Origin of the sequence: Achromobacter sp. ACM01 (genome assembly GCF_014851745.1) — a bacterium.
Classification (GTDB): Bacteria; Pseudomonadota; Gammaproteobacteria; order Burkholderiales; family Burkholderiaceae_B; genus Achromobacter; species Achromobacter aegrifaciens.
Genome location: NZ_JACVAF010000011.1, coordinates 22561 through 48691 on the forward strand (window position 1 = coordinate 22561; position 26131 = coordinate 48691).

Sequence of the window (26131 nt, forward strand, 5' to 3'; positions counted from 1 at the left end):
CACAAGGGCGCCGCGCCAGGCCCGGCACCGCGCTGCGCGTTGCCGGGTTTTTTTTGCCGTGCGCAGAATGACAAAACGCCATGCACGGTCCGACAAGCCTTCCGGGAAGGCCGTTGCTATCCTGGCTTCAACCATTTCGTTGGAGCTTCGAATGTCTTCAGCAAGCGCAAGCGCCGCCGGCCACGCCGGTTCTGATCGCCCGGAACTGGCCGCCATCCGGGAAGCCATGCTCATCGATGGCAAGCCGGTGCGCGAAGGACAAGGCGCGCCCATCGCCGTCCATGATCCCGCCACGGGCGACGTCATCGCCCATCAGCCCGACGCCGGGCCGCAGCAGGTGGACCTGGCGGTGCAGGCCGCCAGGCGCGCCTTCGGATCCGGTCCCTGGCGTGACATGCTGCCTGCAGGGCGCGAACGCCTCTTGCTGAAATTGGCCGACCTGATCGAGCAGCACGGCACCGAACTGGCCCGTCTGGAAACCCTGAACAACGGCAAGCTGCTGGGCGTGGCGCAGGGCCTGGAAGTCGGGTCGGGCGCGCAGTGGCTGCGCTACATGGCGGGGTGGGCGACCAAGATTACGGGCGACACCCTGTCGCTGTCCATACCGTTTCCGCCGGGCGTGCGGTACAGCGCCTATACCTTGCCGCAGGCGGTGGGCGTGGTGGCCGCGATCATTCCGTGGAATTTTCCGCTGTTGATGGCGATCTGGAAGATCGCGCCCGCCTTGGCGGCGGGCTGCACCGTGGTGCTCAAGCCCGCCGAGGAAACGCCGTTGACGGCGCTGCGCCTGGCCGAGTTGGTGCTGGAGGCGGGCTTTCCGCCCGGCGTCGTCAACGTCGTGACCGGCCGGGGCGAGACCGCTGGCGCCGCGCTGGTTGCGCATCCCGGCGTGGACAAGATCGCGTTCACGGGGTCGACCGAAGTCGGCAAGCTCATCGGGCGCGCCGCGATGGACGACATGAAGCGGGTTTCGCTGGAGCTGGGCGGCAAGTCCCCCGTGATCGTGCTGGACGACTGCGACGTCGACCGCGCGGTGCAGGGCGCCGCGGCCGCCATTTTCTTCAACCAGGGCCAGGTTTGCACGGCGGGTTCGCGCCTGTATGTGCAAAAAGGCCTGTATCCCAAGGTCGTCCAGGGACTGGCGGATCTGGCCGCCGGCATGAAGCTGGGGTCCGGATTCGACCCCGCCACCCAGGTCGGCCCGCTGGTGTCGGCCCGCCACCAGAAGCGCGTCATGGACTACATCGGCCTCGGACGCAGCGAAGGCGGACGGGTGCTGGCGGGAGGAGGCAGCGGCAGCGGCTCGGGCTACTTCGTGCAGCCCACCGTTTTCGCGGACGTGCCGCCGGGGGCGCGTATCGTTCGCGAGGAGATCTTCGGACCTGTCGTGGTGGCGCAGCCCTTCGATACGCTGGACGATGCGGTGCGGCTGGCCAACGACAGCGCCTACGGCCTGGGCGCCAGCCTCTGGAGCAACGATCTCTCCCGCGTGCAAGGCCTGATCCCGCGCATCGATGCCGGCACCGTCTGGGTGAACACGCACAACATGCTGGATCCCAACATGCCTTTCGGCGGATTCAAGCAGTCCGGCATCGGCCGCGAACACGGCCGCGCCGTGCTGGAGATGTACCTGGAGCGGAAGTCCGTTTGCATCGCTTACTAGAACGATGAGCGCGCGGCCCAAGCCGGGAAATACCGGTGGCCGCGCTTTCATGACACCAAGGGGAAGACATGGCAGGCAGGACAGGTAGCCGGGGCCGCCGACGGGCCACGCTGTTGCTCGCGTGCGCGGCAGCGTCGCAGGCGGCATGGGCAGGAGACCCCAGCGCGCGGGATTGGATACCCGCGCCGGTGGGCACCAATATCATCGCCGGGTATCTGGCGGGATTGCGATCCTCGGGCTTGTATGCCGAGGGGCAGCGGGTGGACGGCGCGTCCGTCGACGTGAATGCGCTGGTGTACCGCCAGATGCACTATCGCGACTTCTACGGCAAGACGATGCAGCTCGAATTCATCGTGCCGATGTACCGGACCTCGCTGGACCTGCCGGGCGCGCCCGGCGACCACCAGACCGGCATCGGCGACGTGACGCTCGGGTCGGCCATCTGGCTGTACAACAACGAGCAGACCAAGACCTGGTTCGCCTGGGAGCCCTTTGTGGTGGCGCCGGTGGGCCGTTATGACGGTTCGCGTCCCGACGTGTCTCCGGGCAAGAACCGCTGGTCCACCATCCAGGATTTCGCGTTCGTGCAGGGCTTCGGCGAATCCACCTATCTCGAAGCCATCGCCGAGGTGGAGATCTACGGCCGCAATACGGACTGGTATGGGCAGACGCTGAAGAAGGATCCCTCGTTCCGTTTCTTCGCGCTGGCTTCGACCAACCTGACGCCCGATACCTACACCGGCATCCGTTACCGCTACGAGACTGGCGGCAAGGAAACCTCGTCCGGCGAGACCGTCGCCACGCGGGCGCGCAATCACCAGCTGGCCGTCGAACTGACGCATCAGATCAACGACGCCAACCAGATTCAGATGCAGTACATCCACGACCTGAAGGTCGAGAACGGACCGCGGATGCGTGGCGTGCAGTTGCGCTACGTCTATGCGTTCTAGGAGAACCGGACCATGAGACCAGGAGAATATCGATGAACGCGCCTAGCGCCAGAACATGCGCATCGCGGGCCGGACGGTGGGCGCTATGCGCCGTCCTGGCGGCGTCGGCGGGGCTAGCCCGGGCGGATCTGCCCGTGGAAGAGCTCAAGGGCGGCACCCGCCTGCCGCCGGCCACGCCGCACCGGCTGTACGTGATGGATGCCGTCTTCAATCACCTGGTCGACAGCCGGGTCAACATCTATGACGGCGACTCCTTCAAGTTCCTGGGCATGGTGCCCGCGTCATTCAACGGCCACATGACCGTGTCCGCGGACGGCAAGGACATCTACGTCATGACGACCTACTACGAGCGCTTGAACCGCGGCAAGCGTACCGACGTGGTGGAGGCCTGGGACGCCGAAACGCTCACGCCCAAGTACGAGGTGCCGATCCCGCAGAAACGCGCCCAGGCGCTGAATTACCGCAACTATCTGCAGCAGAGCACGGACGGGGAACTGCTGTTCGTGCAGAACGCTACGCCCGCGTCCTCGGTCACGGTGGTGAACCTGACGACGCGCCAGTTCGCGGACGAGGTCACCGCGGCGGCAGGGTGCTGGAGCATCATCGTGCTGCCGTCGCGCCCGCGCAGCTTCGCCAGCATCTGCGGCGACGGCGCGCTGCTTACCGTGGACCTGGACCAGGCCGGCAAGCCGGCGGGGCAGCAGCGCAGCCAGCCCATGTTCGATCCCGAAAAGGACCCCATCTTCACGCACACCGAGAACCTGGGCGACACCTACTACTTCGTGTCCTACAACGGCAATGTCTACAGCGCCGACTTCAGCGGCAAGGACGCGGCTGTCGGCAAACCCTGGTCCCTGCTGGACGCGTCGGGCAAGGACCAGGGCTGGCGCCCTGGCGGCTACAACCTGCTGGCCATCAACAAGGCCGCCAAGCGGCTGTATGTGGGCATGCATCCCAACGGCGCCGAGGGCTCGCACAAGACGCCGGCCGCCGAGATCTGGGTCTACGACCTGGCCACGCACAAGCGGGTGGCGCGGGTGCCGGGCCAGAATGCCTTGTCGATGTCGGTCTCGCAGGACGACCAGCCGCGCCTGTACACGATCGACGGCGGCAACGTGAACGTCTACGACGCCGCGCCGGCCGCGCCGGTCCTCAAGGGCACGATCCAGGCCGCCGGCGAAACCGCGCTGCAGGTCGAACCGCAACCGCGAGGTGCGCGATGAACGATCCCGTGCTGCTGTATGCCGCGAGCGCGGCGCTGGCCTGCGTGCTGCTCCTGGGGGCGCTGGAAAAGTTGAGGGACATGGCGGGCTTCGCCGCTATCGTGTCGGCCTACCGTATCCTGCCGGCGGGGTGGAGCGGCGCGTTCGCGTGGCTCTTCGTGCTGGGCGAAGCGCTGTCCGGCGCCTTGCTGCTGGCGCCGGCACGACAGGCGGCGGGCGCGCAACTGGCGCTGCTGGTGTTGGCGGCGGCGACGCTGGCGCTGGCCTTCAATCTGCTGCGCGGGCATCGCGACATCGATTGCGGCTGCGGCGGCCCCGCCGCCGGCAGGCCGGGGCGCGGCGCGCAGCGTGGCGGGCTGTCGTGGTGGCTGGTGCTGCGCAACGCGGCGCTGGCGCTGTGGACTGCGCCCGCGCTGATCTCCGCGGCGGGCCAATCGCGCGGTCTGCAGTGGGCCGACTCCGCCGCCGTCTTCGGCCTGGCGATGGCTGCCGTGGGCCTGTACTTCACCGCCAATCACCTGTTGGCCTCCCATCTCAAATTGCGCAATCTCTGAAGGAAACTCACATGGATGCCTTGATCATTTCCAATTTTCTGTTGTGGGGCGTGGTGCTCTGCCTGGTGCTGGTCATCCTGGCGCTGTCGCGGCAGATCGGCGTGCTGTACGAGCGCGTGGCGCCGATGGGGGCGCTGACGATGGACAAGGGCCCTGGCGTGGGCGAGCCCGCTCCGCGCTTCGAACTGCCGGATCTGCTGGGTCGCCGTATCGTCATCGGCGAACGCGGCCAGCACAGCCAGCTGCTGTTCTTTCTTTCCCCGACCTGCCCGGTTTGCAAGAAGCTGCTGCCTATCCTCAAGTCGGTGGCCAGCACGGAAAGCGCCTGGCTGCGCATCGTGCTGGCCAGCGATGGCGAAATGCCCGAGCACCTGGCGTTCTACAAGCAGGCGGGCCTGGAGCGTTTTCCGTACTTGCTGTCGACCGAACTGGGCATGAAGTTCCAGATCAGCAAGCTGCCCTATGCCGTGCTGATCGATGAAACCGGAACCTTGCGCGCCAAGGGCCTGATCAACTCGCGCGAACAGCTCGAAAGCCTGTTCACCGCGAAGGAGCTGGGCGTGGCTTCGGTGCAGGAATTCCTGGCCGCCGGCGCGTTGGAAGAAACCCGGATTTCCCGCAAGGAGAGCGGCAATGCAATGGCTGGATAAACTCGCGGAGCGCGCCGCGCGCTCGGTTGCGCACACCACTTCCCGGCGCAGCGTGCTCAACCGCATCGGCCGGGCGCTGGTCGGAACGGCATTCCTCATGCCGGTGCTGCCGGTGGCGCGGTCAGCGCCCGCTGATCCCAAGAAACCGCAGATGGACGACACGGCGTGCGACTACTGGCGCTATTGCGCGGTGGACGGCTTTCTGTGTTCATGCTGCGGCGGCAGCATGACGTCCTGCCCGCCTGGCACCTCGCCTTCGGCCGTGTCGTGGGTTGGCACCTGCCACAATCCGCTGGACGGCAAGGACTACCTGATCAGCTACAACGATTGCTGCGGCAAGGCTGCTTGCGGCAAATGCATGTGCGCATCCGCCGAGCGCGAGCGGCCCGGCTATCAGATGTTCCTGCACAACGACGTGAACTGGTGCATGTCCAACGAGTCCTCCATCTTCCACTGCACGACCTCGGTGATCGTGGGCCTGGCCAAGCCGAAGCCGAAATCATGAGGCCAGAAGGGCGACCGCCATGGCGCGGGTGGCGCGGGTTGTGCGCCGCCGTCCTGCTCTGCGTGGGCCGGACGGCCGCCGCAGAGCAGGCGGCCGCTGACGCCGCCGACGCCGACAGGCTGCGTTTGGCCGTCCGCGCCGACTACGTGCTGCAATGCGCGGGCTGCCATCGCGTGGACGGCCGTGGCAGCGGCCGCCACGGCATTCCTGATTTCCGCAATTCGGTGGGCGCGTTCGTGCATCTGCCGCAGGGCCGCGAGTATCTGGTCCGCGTGCCGGGCGCCGCGCAATCGCAGCTCAGCAATGCCGAACTCGCGGCCGTGCTGAACTGGGTGGTGCGGGAATTCAGCCCGGCGCAGTTGCCGGCGGATTTCCGGCCGTACACGGAACAGGAAGTCGCGCAGGTCCGCCCGCGCCGCTACGAGGACGTGGTGCCGGTGCGTCATGGACTGGCTCAGGCGCTGGCGCGGCTCGGCTTCCAGTTGGCCGACTATTCTTATGGCAGCGACAGAAAACCGTAGAGGAACAGGCACTTAGGGGTTGTCACCGATATTCCCTGGCGCCGACCGATGCTAGAAAGAGGCAGCATTCCATTCAACGCTGTAGCTGTGTCGCCAGGCAGGCCGTTCCAGGCAAACAGGCACGCCGTTTCGAGACGCCGGAGTCGCCATGTCCCCATCCCTTCTGCGCAGCGAGCCCAGGCACTTCCTGGACTGCGCAAGCTGGCAGGAAAATGTCAGCGATACCTTCGTTCCCCTGGAAGTGTCCGCGGTGTTTCCGGCCCGTTTCCGCAATAGCGTGGCGGTGGATTCGCTGGGCTGGATGCAGGTCTGCGAGTTGCGCAGCAGCGCCCAGCGCGTGCGCCGCAGCAAGCTGCTGGCCAACCGTTCCGAGTCGTCCGGCTACAAGGTGACGCTGCAGCTCGCTGGCCGCAGCGAGATCCGCCAGTCGGGGCGCAGCGCCTTGCTGGTGCCGGGCGAATGGAGCATCTACGACACCACCCGGCCGTACGAAGTCGACGTCGACGATGGCGCGCACTTCCTGGTCATGCAGGTGCCCGGCAAGCATTTCGAGGCGTGGCAGTCTTTCATGCAGAATGCCGTGGCGCGCAGCTTCAGCGCGCGCCAGGGGTGCGGGCGCATGGCGATGGACCTGCTGCGCGTGGCGCTGACCGAGCACGCGCATCTGTCCGAAAGCGCCTCGCGCGATGCCGCCAATGCGGTGCTGCAGATGATGGGACTGGATATCAGCGAGCGGGCAGGCGGGCAGGCCGAACATGACCAGGCCGAACTGCGGCAGGCGCAATTGCGCCGGGTGCAGCAGCACATGCTTGAAAACCTGCATGATCCGGCGCTGTCGCCAGCGGCCGCTGCAGCGGCCTTCCGGATGTCGCGCCGCTATTTGTACAACCTGTTCGCGCAGGCTTCCACGACCCCGGCCGATTTCATCCTCAGCGCGCGGCTGGAGCGTTGCTGCGATACGCTGTGCGACCCCGCTCAGGCGGCGCGGCCGATAGGCGACATCGCCTACAGATTCGGGTTCTCAGATGCGGCGCGTTTCAGCCATGCGTTTCGCAAGCGTTTCGGCGTGTCGCCGTCGGAATACCGGCGCCATGGACGCCCGTCCTGATCAGAGCTGTTCCTCGTTGATCAGGTCTTCTTTGCCGTAGAACTTCACGCCGATGTGGATGCGTTCGCGGCCCTGCGAGCGGCGATGGCGGTTGGTGTCGCGCAGCGAATAGACGCAGCCGCAATATTCCTGCTGGTAGAAGTTTTCGCGCTTGCTGATTTCGATCATGCGGGCCGAGCCGCCGCCCTTGCGCCAGTTGTAGGTCCAGTAGATCAGATCGTCGTAGCGCGCCGCGGCGCGTTCGCCACAGCCGTTGATCTGGTTCATGTCCTTCCAGCGCGAAATGCCCAGCGAGCTGGTGATGGTGTCAAAGCCATGCTCGTGCGCGTAGAGCGCCGTGCGTTCGAAGCGCATGTCGAAGCAGGCCGTGCAGCGCTCGCCGCGTTCGGGAGCGTTTTCCATGCCCTTGACGCGGTCGAACCAGTTGTCCATGTCGTAGTCGGCGTCGATGAATTCGATGCCGTGCTGCTCGGCGAAGCGGATGTTCTCCTGCTTGCGGATTTCGTACTCTTTGACCGGGTGGATGTTCGGGTTGTAGAAGTAGATGGCGTAATCGATGCCTGAGGCGGTCATCGCTTCCATGACTTCGCCGGAACAGGGCGCGCAGCACGAGTGCATCAGCACCTTGCGGCGGCCGGCGGGCAGGTCGAGTTTGGGGCGCACGAGTTCGGACATGGCTTGCAGGAAACAAATAAGGCGGAAAACTCCTTATTTTACGCTGAGTTGCCGCTGAAGGGGGCGCCCCCGTCCCCCAATACGCTCAGCCCAGCACGGCATCCCAGAGCTCGCGCACGGCGGCGCGCTCTTCCTGCAGCTGGTCCTGCGGGACGCGCGCCTTTTCCACCCCCTGCAGGCGCATCTGGTGCTGGACGCGGCGCAGGGTGCGGTAGGCGTCGCCGGCGCGCGCGGCCAGTTCGGGAGCAATCAGGCCCGCCTCGCCGGACAGGCGCAGCAAGGCGATATTGCCCAGGTTGCGCACCAGCACCGGATGCGTGCCCGAATGGCACAGCACCAGATATTGCGTGACGAACTCCACGTCGACCATGCCGCCGCGGTCGTGCTTCAGATCGAACAGCGGGCTGCTGTTGGGGTGGCCAGCATTGATCTTTTCGCGCATCGCCAGCACTTCCTCGCGCAGTTTGGCGGCGTCGCGTGGCAGTACCAGGATGTCTGCGCGGATCTGCTCGAAACGCGCGCCGACGCTGGCGTCGCCCGAGGCGTAGCGGGCGCGGGTCAGCGCCTGGTGTTCCCAGGCCCAGGCGTGCTTGTGCTGGTATTGCTCGAATGCTTCCACGGACACCGCCAGCAGGCCGGCGTCGCCATCCGGCCGCAGGCGCAGGTCGACTTCGTACAGGCGGCCCGAAGAGGTCATGGTCGAGAGCCACGACGTCATGCGCCGGCCCAGCTTTGCGTAGACCTCGGCGGCGTCGTCGCGCGGGTCGTCGAACAGGAACACCAGATCCAGGTCCGAGGCATAGCCCAGTTCCTTGCCGCCCAGCTTGCCGTACGCGATGACGGCGAAGCGCGGTTCGGCGCCCTCGGCCTTGTTGACCAGCGGCCAGGTGCGGCGGATGGTTTCGGTCAGCAACAGGTCGGCCAGCGCGGACAGCTGGTCGGCCAGCTTCTCCACGGTGAGTTCGCCTTCCAGATCCTGCGCCAGCAATTGGAAGCTGGCCTGGCGCTGCATGTCGCGCATCAGGTTCATCTGGCGCTCGATGTCCGGATCGCCGTCGGGCAGCCGGCAGGCGTCCAGGTCGGCGGTCAGCTGGCGCGCGATCTGGCCGAAGTCCAGCGGCTCGAACAGGGTGCGCCAATCGATCAGGCTGTCCAGCAGCAGAGGGTGCTGGGTCAGGTATTGCGCGGCCCAGGGGCTGGCGGCGACCATGCGCGCCACGCGCGCCAGGGTGTCGGGGTATTCGGCCAGCAGGGCCAGGTAGGCGCTGCGCTGGGCGATTTTCTCGATCAGGTCGAACAGCCGCACCGTGGCTTGCAGCGGGGCTGGGGTTTGCAGGGCCGCTCGCAGGGCGGCCGGCAGCAGCGCGTCCATGCGCTTGCGGCTGCTCTCGGGCAGACTGCGCACCCGGTGGCTGCCCAGCAGGGTCTCGGTACGGCGCAACAGGTCCTGCGCGTCGTCGCCGAAGGCCTGGCTGATTTGTTCGGCGAGCTCGCAGCTGCTGTCTGGTTCGTCCGGGCCGGACCCAGGGTCGGTGGCGCCGGGCGCGGGCGCCGGCACTTCGGCGTCGCCCATGCCCACCAGCCGGAACACGTTGCGGAAGGTCTGCGAGACGAATTGGCGGTGCGCGGCCAGCGTGCTTTCGAAGTCAGCGGGGCTCATGCCCAGCGCTGCGGCCAATCCGGCGCGTTGTTCGGGGTCGCCCGGCAGCAAATGGGTCTGGGCGTCCTCGCGGTATTGCAGGGCATGCTCGGTGCGGCGCAGGTAGCGGTACGCCTCTTCGAGCCGGCGCGCGTCTTCCTCGGGCACCAGGCCGGCGGCGCTCTCCGCGTGCAGCGCTTCCAGCAGGCCGCGTTTTTGCAACGCGGGCATGCGGCCGCCGCGGATCAACTGGGCAAGCTGCACCACGAATTCGATTTCGCGGATGCCGCCATCGCCCAGCTTGATGTTGTTGGCGCTGTCGATGCCGTTGCGCGCGCTGGCGCGCCGCTGCCAATCCTGGCGGATGCGTTCGCGCAGGGCGCGCAGGGCCGAGAGCGCATCGAAGTCGAAATACTTGCGATAGACGAACGGCACGCGCAGGCTTTCCAGCTGGCGCGCCTGGGCGGCGCTGTCGCTGCCTTCGAAGGCCTGGGCCGGGATCAGCCGGGCCTTGAGCCAGGCGTAGCGTTCCCATTCGCGGCCCTGGCCGATAAGGTAGTGCTCCAGCGCGTCCAGGCTCCAGGCCAGGGGACCGGCGTCGCCGTCGGGGCGCAGGCGCAGGTCGGTGCGGAACACCTGGCCGTTGGCGTCGACTTCGGACAGCACCGGCATCATGCGCCGCGTCAGGCGGCCGTAGAACTCGTGATGGCTGATGCGGCGCGGACCGTCGGTTTCGCCTTCTTCGCCGTACAGCATGATCAGGTCGATGTCGGACGAGACATTCAATTCGCAGCCGCCCAGCTTGCCCATGCCCACTATCAGCATTTCCTGCGGCTGGCCGGTGGCCGGATCGCGCGGCACGCCATGCACGGCGGCGAGGTCCGCCGCCACGCTGCGATAGGCCGCGGCCACCGCGGTGTCGGCCAGCGCGGTCATGGCGCCCACGACTTCTTCCAGATCGGCCTGGCCGGTCAGGTCGCGCACGATGAGTGTGTTGAAGACCCGTTCGCGCAGCTTGCGCAGCACCATGCGGCAGACCTCCACGGGTAGCGTCTCGCCTGCCTGCGGTCCGGCCAGCTCCGCCTGCCAGCGCGCGATCTGCGCGGGCGTGACGGGTTCGCGCACGGCATCGTTCAGCCAGGCGGCCAGATCCGGGTGGGCATCCAGGCGGCGGCGCAGATGGCCGGACCAGGCGAGGGCGGGGGCAAGCGTAGAGGGCGTGGACATGGCGAAAGGGGCGGCGCGATGGGCGCGTTTCAGGTATAAGTGGGGACGATACTGCAAGACCTCTTCTCCTGCCCACCGATCCGTGTCTGTTTCAAAAAAAGTGCTCTGTTGGGTGTTCTGGGCCGTGCTGACCGTCTATTGCGTCGTGGCCCTCGGACTGCTGGGCGTGCGCTATTGGGTTCTGCCCCGCGCGGACCAATGGCGTCCCCAGATCGAAGCCTACGCCAGCAAGGCGCTGGGCTCCCGAGTGACCATCGGCTCCATCCAGGCGAACTGGCAAGGCCTGAACCCCAAACTCGATCTCACCTCCGTCCAAGTCTACGACGATGAGGTGGACCCGGTGTTGTCCTTGCCTTCCGTTTCGGCGGTGCTGGCCTGGCGCAGCATTCTGGTCCTGTCGCCCAAGCTGCTGCGGTTGCAGCTCGACCGGCCCGAACTCCTGTTGCGGCGCGATCCCGAAAATCATCTATGGGTCGCGGGCCAGAACATCGATCTCAATGACGACGACCAGCGTTCCGACCTGGACCATCCAGCGCTGCGCTGGCTGGGCGCGCAACGCGAGCTGCGCATCCGCGGCGCGACCATACGCTGGCAGGACGAGTTGCGCGGCGCGCCGGAGCTCACCCTGACGGGCGTCGACTTCCTGGCGCGCAACGGCAGTTTGTCGCATCGTTTCGTGCTCAAGGCCGCGGCGGGCGAGGCGCTGGCGCGCAACGTCGAGCTGCGCGGCGAATTCAATCGCAGCCTGTTTTCGGTGAACGCGGCGAATCCCGGCAATTGGGGCGGCCAGCTATATGTACAGCTGGACGACGCTGAACCCTTGGCCTGGCAGCCTTGGTTCGAGGTCCCGGCGGTGGCGGGCCGCCTGAGCGGGCGGGCATGGCTGCAGTTGGAACGCGGCAAGTTCACCGATCTGACCGCGGACGCCGCCGTGCGCGGCCTGCAATGGACCGAGACCGCGCAAGGGACCGCTGCTCCAGGCTTCAGGGCCGGGTACGTCCAGGCCCGCGTCCAGGGCTTGCCGGGCGACTTCATGCAGCTGGACAGCGTGCCGCTGGCGCGCAGCCCTGGCGCCCCGGCGGTGTCGGTCAGCGCCAAGGCCGAACAGCTCACTCTGTCCTTGCCGGGCGTCTTCGAGCAACCCACGTTGGCTGTGCGCGACGTGGCGCTGGATGCCGCCGTCAAAGGGCCCGATGCGAAGCACTGGTTCGTGGACGTAGGCCAACTGCAACTGGTCAACGACGATCTCGACGTGCGCGTGCAAGGGCAGTGGCGGCCAGAAGGCAGGACCGCGGCGGGCAGCGTCGACATGCACGGCGTGATGGCGCGCGGCTCCATGTCCGCCATCCATCGCTACCTGCCGCTGGAGGTCAACGCCGATGCGCGCGAATGGCTGGCCATCGGCTTGCCCGCGGGCGAAATGCAATCGGCCTCCATCACGCTCAAGGGCGATCTCGACGAATTTCCTTTTGGCGCGCCTGGGGCTCAGGGCGATTTCGTGATCGCCGGCGCATTCAGCGGCGCCAAGGTCGACTACGCGCCGGCGCGCGAGCGCCGCAAGGGCTGGCCGATGCTGGAGAACCTGTCCGGCAATTTCCGCATCGACAAGGTCAGCCTGGCGCTGGACAGTCCGGGCGGCGCGGTCGCGCATACCGGATCGGGACATACCGTGACGCTGGGGGCGGTTTCCGCAACCATTCCCAACATGGAAGAGAACTCCGAACTGCTGCTGACCGGCGAGACGTCCGGCGCCGTGCCGGCCTATCTGGCGCTGGCAGCCAACTCGCCCTTGGGCGAGTTGCTGGATGGCGCGCTGGACGAGGCGCGCGGCACCGGCGACTGGCGGGTGGGGCTCAAGCTCAAGGTGCCTCTGTTGAACACCGACGACACCCAGGTCCAGGGGAACATCCTGTTCGCGGGCAACTCCTTCACCTTCATGCCGGAGATGCCGCTGCTCAGCCAGATGCACGGCGACCTGGAGTTTTCGGAGAAGGGCGTCGAGGCCAAGGACTTGCGGGCCCTGTTCCTGGGCGGCCCGGCGCGGATTTACGGACGCCTGGCGCAGAGCACGGACGCCTTGCGCTTCGAGGGTACGCTGGCCGGGCCGGCGCTGACTCAATTAAGCAACACGCCGTCCATGTCGCGCTTTTCGGGCAAGGCGGCCTACAAGGGCAAGATGGGCTATCAGCGCGGCGGCGCGGTGGACATTTCCGTCGAGTCCGATCTGGTGGGCATGGCGATCGACATGCCCGCTCCGGTCGGCAAGGCCGCCCAGGCTTCGCAGTTGCTGAAGGTGCAATGGTCGCCCGCGCAGGACCGCGGAGCGCAGAACCGGCGCTGGCTCACCGCAAGCCTGGGAGATGCCGTCAACGCGCTGTTCGAACGGGCGCCATCCGAAGGGTCGCCGTCCTACTTCGCGCGCGGCGCGCTGGGCATCAACCGTCCGGCAAGCCTGCCGGAACGCGGATTCAGCCTGAACGCGAGCCTGCCTGAACTGGACCTGGATGCCTGGGAAAGCGTGTCCGACGGCTTCGGCGCGCCTGCTGGCAAGGGCCGTGCCGCGCCCAAGCCCATGCTGCCCGCAGCCGAACGCATCAGCCTGGCGGCCGGTGTCTTGCGGACTGGCGGCTTTACCCTGAACGACCTGACGCTGTACGCGACCCGGCCGGGACCCGCCCAATGGCGCGTGGATCTGCAATCCAAGCAGGCCACGGGTTCGCTCGAATGGCGCGAGGCCTCGGGCGCCATCGCCGGCCAGATCACCGCGCGCCTGAAGCATCTGTCCCTGGGCGGCGAGGGCGACACCAACAAGGCCGACGAGGCGCTGTCCTCCGGCAACGACCTGTCAGACATCCCGGCGATCGACCTGCAAGCCAAGGAATTCCTGCTGTACGGCAAGAACGTGGGCGAACTCCAGGTGCAGGGCACGAACCTGCAGCGCGGCCGCCAATGGCGCCTGGACAAGCTGTCCATCGTCAACGACGCGGCCTCGCTCAACGCCACCGGCAACTGGAACCTGGAAGGCCAGAGCCGCGGCCTGACCGTGGACGCTTCGGTCAAGTTCGAAGACGTGGGCAAGTTCCTGGACCGCATCGGCTTCGAAAAGGTGGTGTCGGGTGGCAAGGGCACGATGCAGGGCAAGGCCACCTGGCGCAATCTGCCCTGGACCCACAAGATCGAAGACCTGACGGGCGAGGTCGACGTCAACCTGGACAAGGGCCGCTTCATGCACGTCAACTCCCGCACCGCGCGGCTGCTGGAGCTGTTGTCCCTGCAATCGCTGCAGCGGCTGGCGCGGCTGGACGTAAATCCCACCAATCTGCTGCGCGACGGCTTCCCCTTCGACACCATCCGCGGCAAGGTCAAGCTGGCCGACGGCACGGCTTCGACCGAAGGCTACAAGATCAACGGGCCGGTGGCGACCATCGTGCTGGCCGGCGGGGTCAACATCATCCGCGAACGCTGGGACATGAAGGCCGTGGTGATTCCGAACCTGGACGCCAGCGGGGCGGCCATGGTGACGGCGCTGGCGGTCAATCCGCTGATCGGCCTGGGAGCCTTCGTGACGCAGTGGCTGCTGAAGCAGCCGCTGGCGCGGGCCATGACCATGGAATACGCCGTCACCGGCAGCTGGGACGATCCCAAGATCGAGCCGATAGACGCGTCCGGCAAGCCGGCCGGCAACAAGCAGACCCCGCGTCCGGCGCCGCAGCCTGGCACGCTGGAGGAGTTCATGGGAGGGCAGTGAGCCGCCTGTTCGGCCCATGAAAAACGCCCTGGGCGCAAGCGCGCTCCAGGGCGTTTTTCATGGCCGGGTCCAAGGCGCGGGCGCCGCGGACCGCAGGCTCTGACCAAGCTTACTTCTTCTTCATCATATCGAAGAATTCGGCGTTGGTCTTGGTGGCGCGCATCTTGTCCAGGATGAATTCCATCGACTGGACTTCGTCCATGTCGTGGATGAACTTGCGCAGCACCCAGACCTTCTGCAGCAGGTCGGGGGCGATCAGCAGCTCTTCGCGGCGGGTGCCGGACTTGTTCAGGTTGATCGACGGGTAGACGCGCTTTTCGGCCAGGCGGCGCTCGAGGTGGACTTCGGAGTTGCCGGTGCCCTTGAATTCTTCATAGATGACTTCATCCATGCGGCTGCCGGTTTCGATCAGCGCCGTGCCCAGGATGGTCAGCGAACCGCCTTCTTCCAGGTTGCGGGCCGCGCCGAAGAAGCGCTTGGGGCGTTGCAGCGCGTTGGCGTCCACGCCGCCGGTCAGCACCTTGCCGGAGGCCGGCACCACGGTGTTGTAGGCGCGGGCCAGACGGGTGATCGAGTCCAGCAGGATCACCACGTCCTTCTTCATTTCGACCAGGCGCTTGGCCTTCTCGATGACCATTTCCGCGACCTGCACGTGGCGGGTGGCGGGTTCGTCAAAGGTCGAGGCGACCACTTCGCCGCGCACGGTGCGCTGCATTTCGGTCACTTCCTCGGGGCGTTCGTCCACCAGCAGGACGATCATGACCGCGTCGGGGTAGTTGGTGGTGATGGCGTGCGCGATGTGCTGCATCATCACCGTCTTGCCGGACTTGGGGCTGGCGACGATCAGGCCGCGCTGGCCCATGCCGATGGGGGCGAAGACGTCAAGAATGCGGCCCGTGAGGTTTTCCTCGCTCTTGATGTCGCGTTCCAGGCGGATGTTGCGGTTCGGGTGCAGCGGCGTCAGGTTTTCGAACATGATGCGATGCTTGATCGCTTCCGGCGCCACGCCGTTGACCTTGTCCACCTTCACCAGGGCGAAATAGCGCTCGCCGTCCTTGGGCGTGCGCACTTCACCTTCGATCGAGTCGCCGGTGTGCAGGTTGAAGCGGCGGATCTGCGAGGGCGAGATGTAGATGTCGTCCGTGCTGGCCAGATACGAGGTCTCGGGCGAGCGCAGGAAGCCGAAGCCGTCGGGCAGGACTTCCAGGACGCCGTCGCCGAAGATCTGCTCGCCTTGCTTGGCGCGCCGTTTCATGATGGCGAACATCAGCTCCTGCTTGCGCAGGCGGTTGGCGTTCTCGATTTCCAGGCCGGCGGCCATTTCCAGCAGCTGCGAGACGTGCAGCGCCTTCAGTTCGTTGAGGTGCATCGCGGTGGATTTTTGGGGGAAAGTGAAGGAGAGTTCTGGCGGCGCGCCACGGACGGGCACACGCGGTATTGAATGAGCGCCGCCCCGAGGGCGGCGCCTTCGTTCACGGCACGCGGCTTACAGCGCGCCGTCCAGGAATGCGGTCAGTTGCGACTTCGACAGCGCGCCAACTTTGGTGGCGGCAGCTTGGCCGTCTTTAAAGAGCATAAGGGTGGGAATGCCGCGGATGCCGTACTTGGTGGCGGTACCCTGGTTTTCATCGACGTTCAGCTTGGCGATCGTCAGGCGGCCAGCGTACTCCGTGGCGACTTCTTCCAGGATCGGGGCAATCATCTTGCAGGGGCCGCACCAGGCAGCCCAGTAGTCCACCAGCACCGGCTGGCCGGATTTCAACACATCGGCATCGAAGCTGGCGTCACTGACGTTCTTGATTTGGTCGCTCATGATGGTGATTCTCGGTTCGGCAGCAAAAGGCGCGTAAAAAGGGACGCGCCCCGCCGTTGTTCTTGTTTGTGGATGGACTCAAGCATACCACTGTCAATATCAACAGGCATACCACTGTTAATAACAACAGGAGTTGCTGGATTTGTGTAGGATGTTGCGGCGCAGTTGTCGCGATCCGGGCGGTACCGACCCGATGCGCTGGCTGTGACTGTCACCATCCTACCGAATTCGGAGCTGGTCAGGTCGTGCTCATCCCACTGGGAGCCGCGCAGAATCTGGACTTATCCGTAAAATGTCGGTTTTTTTCCACAGATGTTGGGGATAACTTGGCCACTCCACGTTACACCGAGGCGTCCATTCGCGTCCTGAAGGGACTGGAGCCCGTGCGCCAGCGCCCGGGCATGTACACCCGAACCGAAAACCCCCTGCACGTCGTGCAGGAGGTCATTGATAACGCCGCAGACGAGGCATTGGCCGGATACGGCAAGCAGATCCAGGTCACGCTGCACGTCGACGGCAGCGTTTCCGTCGAGGACGACGGGCGCGGCATTCCCGTTGGCCTGCACCCTGAAGAGAACGCTCCCGTGGTGGAGCTGGTGTTCACGCGCCTGCACGCAGGCGGCAAGTTCGACAAGGCGGGCGGCGGCGCCTACGCCTTTTCCGGCGGCTTGCACGGCGTGGGCGTGTCCGTCACCAACGCCCTGGCCACGCGCCTGGAAGTGGTGGTGTGGCGCGATGGCGCCGTCAACCGCCTGGTCTTCAAGGGCGGCGACGTGGCCGAGCCCCTGGCGCCCTACGACCAGGGTGGCCGCAAGAAGTCCGGTACCCGCGTGCGCGTCTGGCCGGACGCCAAGTATTTCGACAGCCCCAACATTCCGCTGGGCGAGCTGACGCACCTCCTGCGCAGCAAGGCCGTGCTGCTGCCGGGCGTCAAGGTTTCCCTGGTCAACGAGAAAACCGGCGACACCAAGACCTGGCAATACCAGGACGGCCTGCGCGGCTATCTGTCCGAGGCGCTGGCCGGGGCGGAGCTGATGGTGCCGTTCTTCGAAGGCGAACAGTACGCCGGGGCCGACCACGAGAACTTCGCCGAAGGCGAGGGCGCCCAGTGGGTGGTGGCCTGGACCGAGGACGGCAACGCCGTGCGCGAGTCGTACGTGAACCTGATTCCGACGCCTGCCGGCGGCACCCATGAATCGGGCCTGCGCGAAGGCCTGTTCGGCGCGGTCAAGGGTTTCGCCGAGCTGCACAGCCTGTTGCCCAAGGGCGTCAAGCTGCTGCCGGAAGACGTGTTCGCCCGCGCCAGCTTCGTCTTGTCGGCCAAGGTGCTGGATCCGCAGTTCCAGGGCCAGATCAAGGAACGCCTGAACAGCCGCGACGCGGTGCGCCTGGTCGGCGGCTTCTCCAAGAGCGCGCTGGACCTGTGGCTGCACAGTAACGTCGAATACGGCAAGAAGCTGGCCGAACTGGCCATCCGCCAGGCCCAGGCGCGCCAGCGCTCGGCCCAGAAGGTCGAAAAGCGCAAGAGCTCGGGCGTGGCCGTGCTGCCGGGCAAGCTGACCGATTGCGAATCCAGCGACGCGACCCGCACCGAAGTCTTCCTGGTCGAGGGCGACTCCGCCGGCGGTTCGGCCAAGATGGGCCGCGACAAGGAATTCCAGGCCATCCTGCCGCTGCGCGGCAAAGTGCTCAATTCCTGGGAAGTGGATCGCGACCGGCTCTTCGCCAACAACGAAATCCATGACATTTCCGTCGCCATCGGCGTGGACCCGCACGGTCCCGGCGATACCCCGGACCTGTCGGGCCTGCGCTACGGCCGCATCTGCATCCTGTCCGACGCCGACGTCGACGGTTCGCACATCCAGGTGCTGTTGCTGACGCTGTTCTATAAGCACTTCCCCAAGCTGGTCGAAGCCGGCAACGTGTTCGTGGCCAAGCCGCCGCTGTTCCGGCTGGACGTGCCGGCGCAGGGCAAGCGTCCGGCGCGCAAGATCTACTGCCTGGATGAAGGCGAACTCGAGGCCGCGCAGGACAAGCTGCGCAAGGAAGGCGTGCGTGAAGGCGCCTGGGCCGTCAGCCGCTTCAAGGGCCTGGGCGAAATGAATCCCGAGCAACTCTGGGAAACCACCATGAATCCGGACACGCGCCGCCTCTTGCCCGTGGGCTATGGCGACCAGACGCCCGAAGACACCACCCGCATGTTCGACATGCTGATGGGCAAGGGCGAGTCCTCGCAGCGCCGCGCCTGGATCGAAGAGAAGGGCAATCTGGCGGAGCTGGACATCTGATGGCCGGGTCCGCGCCCGGCTCGGCCCGCATGGACGTCCAGATGACTGCCGACGACTACGCCGACTTCGCCGCTTACGTGTACAAGCGGCCGGAGCTGCGCCGCCGCCGCTACCGCTCCCATCTGCGTTTCGCGGTCCTGATGATCGTGGCCCTGCTGGCCTACCTGATCTGGCAGACCTGGGACGGCAATACGCCGAACTGGGGGCGGATCCTGCCCGTGTATTTCCAGGGCTTGGCGGTGGGCCTGGGCATTCTTGCGCTCCTGGCGCTGGCTTACGAGTACGTCCTGCCCTCGCTGGTCAGGATGAACACGCGCCGCATGCTGAAGCGTCAGCCCGACGAGCTGTTCCTGGGACGGCATCAGCTGGACTTCGGCCCCGACGGCATCACGGATACCACTGCCACCGCCTCCGGACGCATGGACTGGTCCGATGTGCGGCGGGTCGAGGAAACCCCGCAGCATCTCTATGTCATTCTCGGCACTTTGCAAGGCGTGATCATCCCCAAGCGCGGGCAGGACGCCGCCACGTTGGATGCGGTGCGGACCCAGTTGCGCGCGCATGTCGCCGATACGCAGCTGATGTCGTCCGCGCAGGCGCTTTGACGCCGTTTCGATGAAATTGTCTACCTGAATACATCATGACCGACAGCAATCAACCCGGCTTGTTCGATTCCAATCCGCCCGGCGGCGATGGCGGTGGCGATGGCGACGCCGCCATCACCCTGGCGCGCTACGCCGAGCAAGCCTATCTGGACTACGCGGTGTCCGTGGTGCGCGGCCGCGCCCTGCCGGACGTGGGCGACGGGCAGAAGCCCGTGCAGCGGCGCATTCTCTTCGCCATGCAGGCGATGGGGCTGGCCGCTGGCGCCAAGCCCGTCAAGTCCGCGCGCGTCGTGGGCGACGTGCTGGGCAAGTATCACCCGCACGGCGACCAGGCCGCCTATGACGCCATGGTGCGCATGGCGCAGGATTTCTCGCTGCGCTATCCGCTGATCGACGGCCAGGGCAACTTCGGTTCGCGCGACGGCGACAACGCCGCCGCCATGCGCTACACGGAAGCTCGCCTTACCCCCATCGCCAAGCTGCTGCTGGACGAGCTGGACGAAGGCACCGTGGACTTCGTGCCCAACTACGACGGCAGCCAGCAAGAGCCGCAGATGTTGCCGGCGCGCCTGCCCGTGATGCTGCTCAACGGCGCCTCGGGCATCGCGGTCGGCATGGCGACCGAGATCCCGCCGCACAACCTGCGCGAAGTGGCGCAGGCCTGCGTGGCGCTGCTGAAGCATCCGCAGATGCCGGACGCCGAGCTGCACGCCCTGATCCCGGGTCCGGATTTCGCGGGCGGCGGGCAGATCATCACGCCGGCCGAGGACATCGCCCAGATCTACGCGGGCGGCCGCGGTTCGCTCAAGGTGCGAGCGCGCTGGCAGTTCGAGGAAATGGCGCGCGGCCAATGGCAACTGGTGGTCACCGAGCTGCCGCCGGGCACCTCGGGCCAGAAGGTGCTGGAAGAGATCGAGGAAATCACCAACCCCAAGGTCAAGACCGGCAAGAAGAGCCTGACGCCCGAGCAGACGCAGGCCAAGGCGGTGATGCTGAACCTGCTGGACGCCGTGCGCGACGAGTCGGGCAAGGACGCCGCCGTGCGCCTGGTCTTCGAACCCAAGACCTCGCGCGTGGACCGCGACGAATTCGTCAACACGCTGCTGGCGCAGACCAGCATGGAAAGCAGCTCGTCCATCAACCTGGTGTGCATCGGCACTGACGGCCGGCCGCGCCAGAAGGGGCTGCGCGACATCCTGGTCGAGTGGCTGGCGTTCCGCACCAATACCGTGGTGCGCCGCACGCGCTTCCGCCTGGACAAAGTCATCGACCGCATCCACGTGCTGGAAGGCCGCATGGTCGTCTACCTGAACGTGGACGAAGTCATCCAGACGATCCGCGAATCCGACGAGCCGCGCGCCGCGCTGATGGAACGCTTCAAGCTGTCCGAACGCCAGGCCGAGGACATCCTGGAAATGCGCCTGCGCCAGTTGGCCCGCCTGGAAGGCTTCAAGATCGAGCAGGAACTGGCCGACAAGCGTGACGAACAGGTGCGCCTGCAGGAACTGCTGGACAATCCCGCTTCGCTCAAGCGCCTGCTGATCAAGGAAATCGAGGCCGACGCCAAGCAATACGGCGACGACCGCCGCACGTTGATCGAGACCGCCGAACGCGCCGTGCTCGAAACCAAGGTGCTGGACGAGCCCGTCACCGTGATCGTGTCGCAGAAGGGTTGGCTGCGCGCCCGCCAGGGCCACGGCCACGATGCGTCGCAATTCGGCTTCAAGCAGGGCGACGATCTGTACGGCGCCTTCGAGTGCCGCACCACCGACACGCTGATCGCCATGGGCGACAACGGCCGCGTCTATTCGGTGCCGGTCGCCGGGCTGCCTTCGGCCCGCGGCGACGGCCAGCCGGTCACCACCATGATCGACCTGGGCAGCGGCACGCGTATCGTCCACACGATCGCGGCCGCGCCCGACAGCCGCTGGCTGCTGGCTACGCGCGGCGGCTACGGCTTTGCCGCCAAGCTGTCCGACATGGTCAGCCGCCAGCGCGCCGGCAAGCAGTTCATCACCCTGGAAGAGGGCGACGAACTGCTGCGTCCGGTGCCGCTGTTCGACGGCGCCAAGCAATTGGCGTTGCTGTCGCACAAGGGCAAGTTCCTGGTGTTCGGCCTGGACGAGGTCAAGACGCTGTCCGGCGGCGGCCGCGGCACCATCCTGATGGGGCTGGACGGGACCGACAAGCTGGACCAGACCGTGCCCATCGGCGCGGGCGGCCTGCGCGCGGCCGGCATCTACCGCAACAAGCACACCGAGGACATCCTGGCGGGCGACGCGCTGGCGCCGTACATCGGCAAGCGCGCCCGCAAGGGGCGGGCGCTGGATGTGCGGCCCAAGCAGCCGGTGGTGCTGTCGCCGGTGCTGGGCTAGGTTCCGGGCGGGCAGACAAGAGAATGGCGGGCTGCGGCCCGCCATTTTTTCGTCTGTTGACCGGCTGCGCGATCCCGGTATTTAATAGATAGATCATTCAGTCTATTAATAGCATGCGCAAGATCGACCCCATCAAGCAGCAGGAACGGCGCACCCAGATATTGGCCGCCGCAGCGGATTGCTTTGCAGAGCAGGGCTTCCATTCGACCTCGACGGCGCAGATCTGCGCCCGCGCCGGCATGAGCCCCGGCAACCTGTTCCACTACTACGGCAGCAAGGCGGAAATCATCGAAGCGATGATTGCGTCGGATACCGAGTCCGCGCGCGAACGCATGCGGCAAGCGTGCGCCGCGCCCGACGCGAGGCGGGCGTTGACGGATTGGGTCGCCGCGCAGTTGGCGCAGCATCAAGACCCGGCCTACGTCAGGCTGGGCATGGAGATCCTGGCCGAAGCCGTGCGCAACCCGCGCGTGCACGCGCTGGTGCTGGAGAACGAGGCGGCGCGCAAGGCCGGGTTGATGGCCTTGCTGGAAACGGTGTGGGCACAACGCACGCCGCCGCAGGCGGCAGCCGAGATGGCCGATACGCTGTTGTTGCTGCTGGACGGCGTCTACAGCCGGTCGGTGGTCGACCCCGCCTTTGGCGCGGCGGCCGGCAGCCGTCTCCTGGAACAGGCCTTGTCGCGGTGCCTGCCTGGCGACGCGCAACAAGGCGCAGCCGCAGGGGGGCAGGCATGAGCGCGACGGCAACCCATGCGCGGCTTGAGCAGGTCGATGCGCTGCGCGGCTTCGCGCTCTTCGGCATCCTGGTGGTCAACATCGGCGTGTTCTCGTCGCCGTTCTATGGCGCCGGCGTGGCCGACCCGGCGTACTCGCAGCCCTTGGACCTGGCCGTGCGCTGGCTGATCGCGTGGCTGTTCGAGACCAAGTTCTACCTGCTGTTCTCTTTCCTGTTCGGGTACAGCTTCAACTTGCAGATGACCGCTGCCGAACGCAGCCAGGCGGCTTTTGCGCCGCGCTTCCTGCGCCGCTTGGCGGGCCTGGCTTTGCTGGGGCTGGCGCACGCGGTGCTGTTCTACCAGGGCGACATACTGCTGACCTACGCATTGCTGGGCCTGGCGCTGCTGCTGTGCCGGCGGATGGAGCCGCGGCGGGCGCTGCGCATTTCGCTGTGGCTCATCGTGCTGACGGCCTCGTTGTGGGCCATTCTGGGCGCATTGAGCTATCTGGACCCGGTGTCGCCCGGGTACGAGGCGCAGTACCACGCGGACGCCCTGGCGGCGATCGACGCCTACCGGGGCAGCATAGGCACGACCATCGCGCAGCACTGGAAAGAGCTGACCGGGGGCGTGTGGTTCACGGTGCTGTTCGTGCAAGGGCCGTTCGCGTTCGCAATGTTCCTGGCGGGCTACGCGCTGGGCCGCCGTAACGCGCTGGCCGATCCCTGGCGTCAGCCTCGTGTGCTGTGGTTGCTGTGCGCGCTGGGCCTGGCGCCAGGCCTGGCCGGTTCTGCGGCCTACGCCTTCAGCACGCTGCCGTCAGCGGGGGCAGCCTGGGAACTGCCGGGTCTGGCGGTGGACCTGCTGACCGCGCCGTTGCTCAGCATGTCGTACGCGGCGGCCTTGCTGCTGGCCATGCGCACGCAGCCGGGGGCGCGGCTGGCGGGCTGGCTCGCGCCCGCCGGGCGGATGGCATTGAGCAACTACCTGATGCAATCCGTGGTCTGCGCCTTTCTTTTCACCGCTTGGGGCCTGCGCCTGTTCGGCTCGGTCTCGCCCCTGGCGACGTTCTGCATTGCCGTCGCGATATTCGCGGCGCAGTTGCCGCTGTCCGCCTGGTGGCTGCGGCGCCACGCCTACGGCCCGGTCGAGTGGTTCCTGCGCGCGCTCACCATCGGCGCCTGGCCGGCCTGGCGGCGCGCGCGGGCTGACTGATCAGACCGGCTTGGCGCGCAGCCGGCCGACGGGGGCGCCGCCGTCGCGCCGGCCCTGGCGCGCCCACATGCCTGCCAGCAGCAGCAACGCCGGCACATATACCCAGAAGTCGGACCAGCGCTGCGGGTTGGGCGCCTTCACTTCCAGCACGTCCCAGCCTTGTTCCCAGCCGGCGCGCTGGGCGCGGCTGCCGAAACGCACGCCGCCGATCTGCGTCTGCTCGCCCAGGCTCATCAGTGTCAGTCCGGCCTCGGCCAGGCGCTTGCGGCCCGCGTCCTGCCCGCCCGGGTTGTCCGTCAATTCGGGCAGGGCAACGGCCACCGTCTTGGTCAGTTCGTCGCCTTCCAGGTTAATGCCGCGCAGCACCACCGTCAGCCTTCCATTGTCGGGCAGCGCGCCCGCGATGGCCTGCATCTCGGAGGCCGGACGGCTTTCATGGCGCGGCGCGAAATGGTCCATGAACCAGTCCGGACGGAACAGCATGAACGTGACCAGCAGCAGCACGCCGACTTCGGCCAGCGTGCAGCGCACGCGGAACCAGCGCATGGTGGCGGCGGCGAAGGTCAGCGAGGCGATCGTGGCGCCCGTCACGACCAGCGCCAGTTCCCAACCGTAGGTGACGTCGATCAGCAGCAGCATGGGGTTGAACACGAACATGAACGGCAGGATGGCCGTGCGCGCCGCGTAGGTCACGCCCTGGATGCCGGTCTTGATCGGGTCCTCGCCCGAGATGGCGGCGGCCGCGAAGGTCGCCAGGCCGACGGGTGGGGTGATGTCGGCCATGATGCCGTAGTAGAAGACGAACATGTGCACCGCGATCAGCGGAATCACCAGGCCGCTCTGCGCGCCCAGCTCCACCACCACGGGCGCCATCAGCGTCGCCATCAGGATGTAGTTGGCCGTGGTCGGCATGCCCAGGCCCAGGATCAGGCACACCACCGCCGTGAAGATCAGCATCAGCAGCACGTTGCCCATGGACACCAGTTCGACGAAGGCCGTCATGCGCAGGCCCAGGCCGGTCAGGGTGATGGCGCCCACGATCAGCCCGGCGGTGCCGCAGGCGATGGCGATGCCTATCATGTTGCGGGCGCCGTCCTCCAGGCCGCCGATGGCGTCGCGCCAGCCGTGGCGCCAGGCCGCGGACACCGGCTGCTTGCGGAACCAGGCGATCAGCGGACGCTGCGTCACCATCTGGAACAGCATCGCCATCGCCGCCCAGAACGCCGACAGTCCGGCCGACAGCTCTTCCACGCTCAGGCACCAGACCAGGATGCCGATGGGAATCAGAAAGTAGAGCCCGGCGCGCACCGTGGGCCAGGGTTGCGGGCGCACGGGATGGTTGATGTCGATGTCCTGCGGCAAGTCGGGGTGGCGCGCCGCCACGCGCAGCAGCCACAGATAGAGCACGGCCAGGATGGCCAGCAACACCCAGATGGCCGCGGCGCCTGCCACGGCCTGCACGCCCGTGCCTATCCAGTAGACCGCGCCCATCACCAGCAAGGTGCCGCTGATGCCCATGCCCCATCCGGCCAGCTTCTGCAGCGGCGTGCGCGCGGGACCCGAGGCCATCATGGGCTGGATGCCCAGTTTCAGGGCTTCCAGGTGGACGATGTAGAACAGCGCGATGTAGGAGATCGCGGCCGGCAGGATCGCGTGGCGGATGATGTCGGTGTAAGGAATGCCGACATACTCGATCATCAAAAAGGCGGCTGCGCCCATCACGGGCGGCATGATCTGGCCGTTGACGGACGAGGCGGTCTCGATGGCCCCGGCGCGCACGCCGCCGTATCCGGCCTTCTTCATCAGCGGAATCGTGAAGATGCCGCCCGTCACCACATTGGCCACCGACGACGCCGACACCAGGCCGTTGACGGCGGAGGACACCACCGCCACCTTGGCCGGCCCGCCGCGCAGGTGCCCCAGCAGCGCGAACGACACCTGCATCATGTAGTTGCCCGCGCCGCACTTGTCCAGCATCGAGCCCAGCAGCACGAAGATGAAGATGTACGACACCGATACGCCCAGCGCCACGCCATAGACGCCTTCCGTTGTCAGCCACATGTGCGACATCAGGCGTTCCAGCGACGCGCCGCGGTGCGCCAGCACGTCGGGCAACCAGGGACCGGCCAGCGCGTAGGCCACGAACACCAGGCCCAGCACGGTCATGGGCAGGCCGAGCGCGCGGCGCGTCACCTCCAGCAGCAGCGCCAGGCCAATCGCGGCAGTGGCCACGTCCATGGTGGTCGGCTGGCCGGGACGGCCCGCCAGCTCGTTGTAGAAGACGTACAGATAGCTGCCGCAGAAGCCCGCCATCAGCGCCAGCGCCCAGTCGTACCAGGGCATGCGGTCGCGCGCCGAGCGCTTGCTGGCGGGGTAGGCCAGATAGCCCAGGAACATGGCGATGCCCAGGTGCAGGGCGCGCGCCTCGGTGTCGTTGAAGATGCCCCAATTCAGGGAGAACGGCAGCGGCGACGCGTACCAGAGCTGGAAGAGGGACCAGATCAGCGCGCCCGCCGCCAAGGTGGCGCCCGCCAGGCCGCGCACATTGCGGCCTCCGCGGTCGGCGTCGGCGACCAGCTGTTCCAGGTCCGGGGCCGGCGTATGCGGCTCTTTATTCATGAAATTCCCCTACGTGTCATGGCGCGCGCCGGCGG

General features: G+C 66.7%; 19 protein-coding genes. 14 read left to right on the forward strand and 5 right to left on the reverse strand.

The window, feature by feature from the left end; translation table 11 throughout:
• Nucleotides 1-151 precede the first annotated feature (151 nt).
• From styD to IB268_RS29950, 8 genes are all read left to right on the forward strand, one after another.
• On the forward strand, nt 152-1663 hold the full coding sequence (gene styD, locus IB268_RS29915; RefSeq protein ID WP_175164230.1) for a phenylacetaldehyde dehydrogenase StyD: 1512 nt from the start codon (nt 152-154) through the stop codon (nt 1661-1663).
• A 68-nt stretch (nt 1664-1731) separates the two neighbouring features.
• Complete coding sequence (locus IB268_RS29920; RefSeq protein ID WP_054458738.1) at nt 1732-2613, forward strand: transporter; 882 nt, start codon at nt 1732-1734, stop codon at nt 2611-2613.
• Nucleotides 2614-2645: 32 nt separating this feature from the next.
• Nucleotides 2646-3836, forward strand: a complete 1191-nt coding sequence (locus tag IB268_RS29925; RefSeq protein ID WP_192355254.1) for an amine dehydrogenase large subunit — start codon at nt 2646-2648, stop codon at nt 3834-3836.
• The gene (locus IB268_RS29930; RefSeq protein ID WP_192355255.1) at nt 3833-4390 is read left to right on the forward strand and encodes a MauE/DoxX family redox-associated membrane protein; all 558 of its coding nucleotides are present in this window, start codon (nt 3833-3835) and stop codon (nt 4388-4390) included. The genes IB268_RS29925 and IB268_RS29930 overlap by 4 nt, the downstream gene beginning before the upstream one ends.
• 11 nt (nt 4391-4401) lie before the next feature.
• On the forward strand, nt 4402-5040 hold the full coding sequence (mauD, locus tag IB268_RS29935; protein WP_054458732.1) for a methylamine dehydrogenase accessory protein MauD: 639 nt from the start codon (nt 4402-4404) through the stop codon (nt 5038-5040).
• Entirely contained in the window at nt 5024-5545 is a 522-nt protein-coding gene (locus IB268_RS29940; RefSeq protein ID WP_054458730.1) for a methylamine dehydrogenase light chain, read from the forward strand. Before mauD ends, IB268_RS29940 begins: the two co-directional genes overlap by 17 nt.
• Nucleotides 5546-5583: 38 nt before the next feature.
• Complete coding sequence (locus IB268_RS29945) at nt 5584-6066, forward strand: cytochrome c (RefSeq protein WP_225590564.1); 483 nt, start codon at nt 5584-5586, stop codon at nt 6064-6066.
• A gap of 148 nt (nt 6067-6214) precedes the next feature.
• A complete protein-coding gene (locus tag IB268_RS29950) occupies nt 6215-7174 on the forward strand; it encodes a helix-turn-helix domain-containing protein (protein ID WP_054458728.1) in 960 nt (319 codons plus the stop codon).
• Here IB268_RS29950 and IB268_RS29955 read toward each other — a convergent pair whose 3' ends face one another.
• Both IB268_RS29955 and glnE read right to left on the reverse strand, forming a co-directional pair.
• A complete protein-coding gene (locus IB268_RS29955) occupies nt 7175-7849 on the reverse strand; it encodes an epoxyqueuosine reductase QueH (protein WP_054458727.1) in 675 nt (224 codons plus the stop codon).
• An 85-nt stretch (nt 7850-7934) separates the two neighbouring features.
• Nucleotides 7935-10715, reverse strand: a complete 2781-nt coding sequence (glnE, locus tag IB268_RS29960; RefSeq protein WP_119451021.1) for a bifunctional [glutamate--ammonia ligase]-adenylyl-L-tyrosine phosphorylase/[glutamate--ammonia-ligase] adenylyltransferase — start codon at nt 10713-10715, stop codon at nt 7935-7937.
• Between the two features lie 82 nt (nt 10716-10797).
• On the opposite strand from glnE, the gene IB268_RS29965 reads away from it, so the two are divergent.
• On the forward strand, nt 10798-14463 hold the full coding sequence (locus IB268_RS29965) for a YhdP family protein (protein ID WP_370540043.1): 3666 nt from the start codon (nt 10798-10800) through the stop codon (nt 14461-14463).
• A gap of 109 nt (nt 14464-14572) precedes the next feature.
• Here the strand turns inward: IB268_RS29965 and rho are convergent, their stop codons facing one another.
• Together rho and trxA are read right to left on the reverse strand one after the other, a co-directional pair.
• Complete coding sequence (gene rho / locus IB268_RS29970) at nt 14573-15832, reverse strand: transcription termination factor Rho (protein WP_054458721.1); 1260 nt, start codon at nt 15830-15832, stop codon at nt 14573-14575.
• A gap of 117 nt (nt 15833-15949) precedes the next feature.
• Entirely contained in the window at nt 15950-16276 is a 327-nt protein-coding gene (trxA, locus tag IB268_RS29975; protein WP_006218534.1) for a thioredoxin TrxA, read from the reverse strand.
• 326 nt (nt 16277-16602) lie between these two features.
• On the opposite strand from trxA, the gene IB268_RS29980 reads away from it, so the two are divergent.
• The 5 genes from IB268_RS29980 to IB268_RS30000 all read left to right on the forward strand — a co-directional run bounded on the left by IB268_RS29980 (nt 16603) and on the right by IB268_RS30000 (nt 23477).
• Entirely contained in the window at nt 16603-18564 is a 1962-nt protein-coding gene (locus tag IB268_RS29980) for a DNA topoisomerase IV subunit B (RefSeq protein WP_054458719.1), read from the forward strand.
• Complete coding sequence (locus tag IB268_RS29985) at nt 18564-19169, forward strand: YcxB family protein (RefSeq protein ID WP_054458717.1); 606 nt, start codon at nt 18564-18566, stop codon at nt 19167-19169. Before IB268_RS29980 ends, IB268_RS29985 begins: the two co-directional genes overlap by 1 nt.
• 35 nt (nt 19170-19204) lie before the next feature.
• Nucleotides 19205-21544 (forward strand): DNA topoisomerase IV subunit A, encoded by a 2340-nt coding sequence (gene parC, locus IB268_RS29990; protein WP_192355256.1) that lies wholly within the window; start codon nt 19205-19207, stop codon nt 21542-21544.
• A 113-nt stretch (nt 21545-21657) separates the two neighbouring features.
• Nucleotides 21658-22281, forward strand: a complete 624-nt coding sequence (locus tag IB268_RS29995) for a TetR/AcrR family transcriptional regulator (protein ID WP_175214395.1) — start codon at nt 21658-21660, stop codon at nt 22279-22281.
• On the forward strand, nt 22278-23477 hold the full coding sequence (locus IB268_RS30000) for a DUF418 domain-containing protein (protein WP_192355257.1): 1200 nt from the start codon (nt 22278-22280) through the stop codon (nt 23475-23477). The genes IB268_RS29995 and IB268_RS30000 overlap by 4 nt, the downstream gene beginning before the upstream one ends.
• Here the strand turns inward: IB268_RS30000 and IB268_RS30005 are convergent, their stop codons facing one another.
• A complete protein-coding gene (locus tag IB268_RS30005; protein ID WP_175182326.1) occupies nt 23478-26096 on the reverse strand; it encodes a TRAP transporter fused permease subunit in 2619 nt (872 codons plus the stop codon). It lies immediately after the preceding gene.
• Nucleotides 26097-26131: the final 35 nt, after the last annotated feature.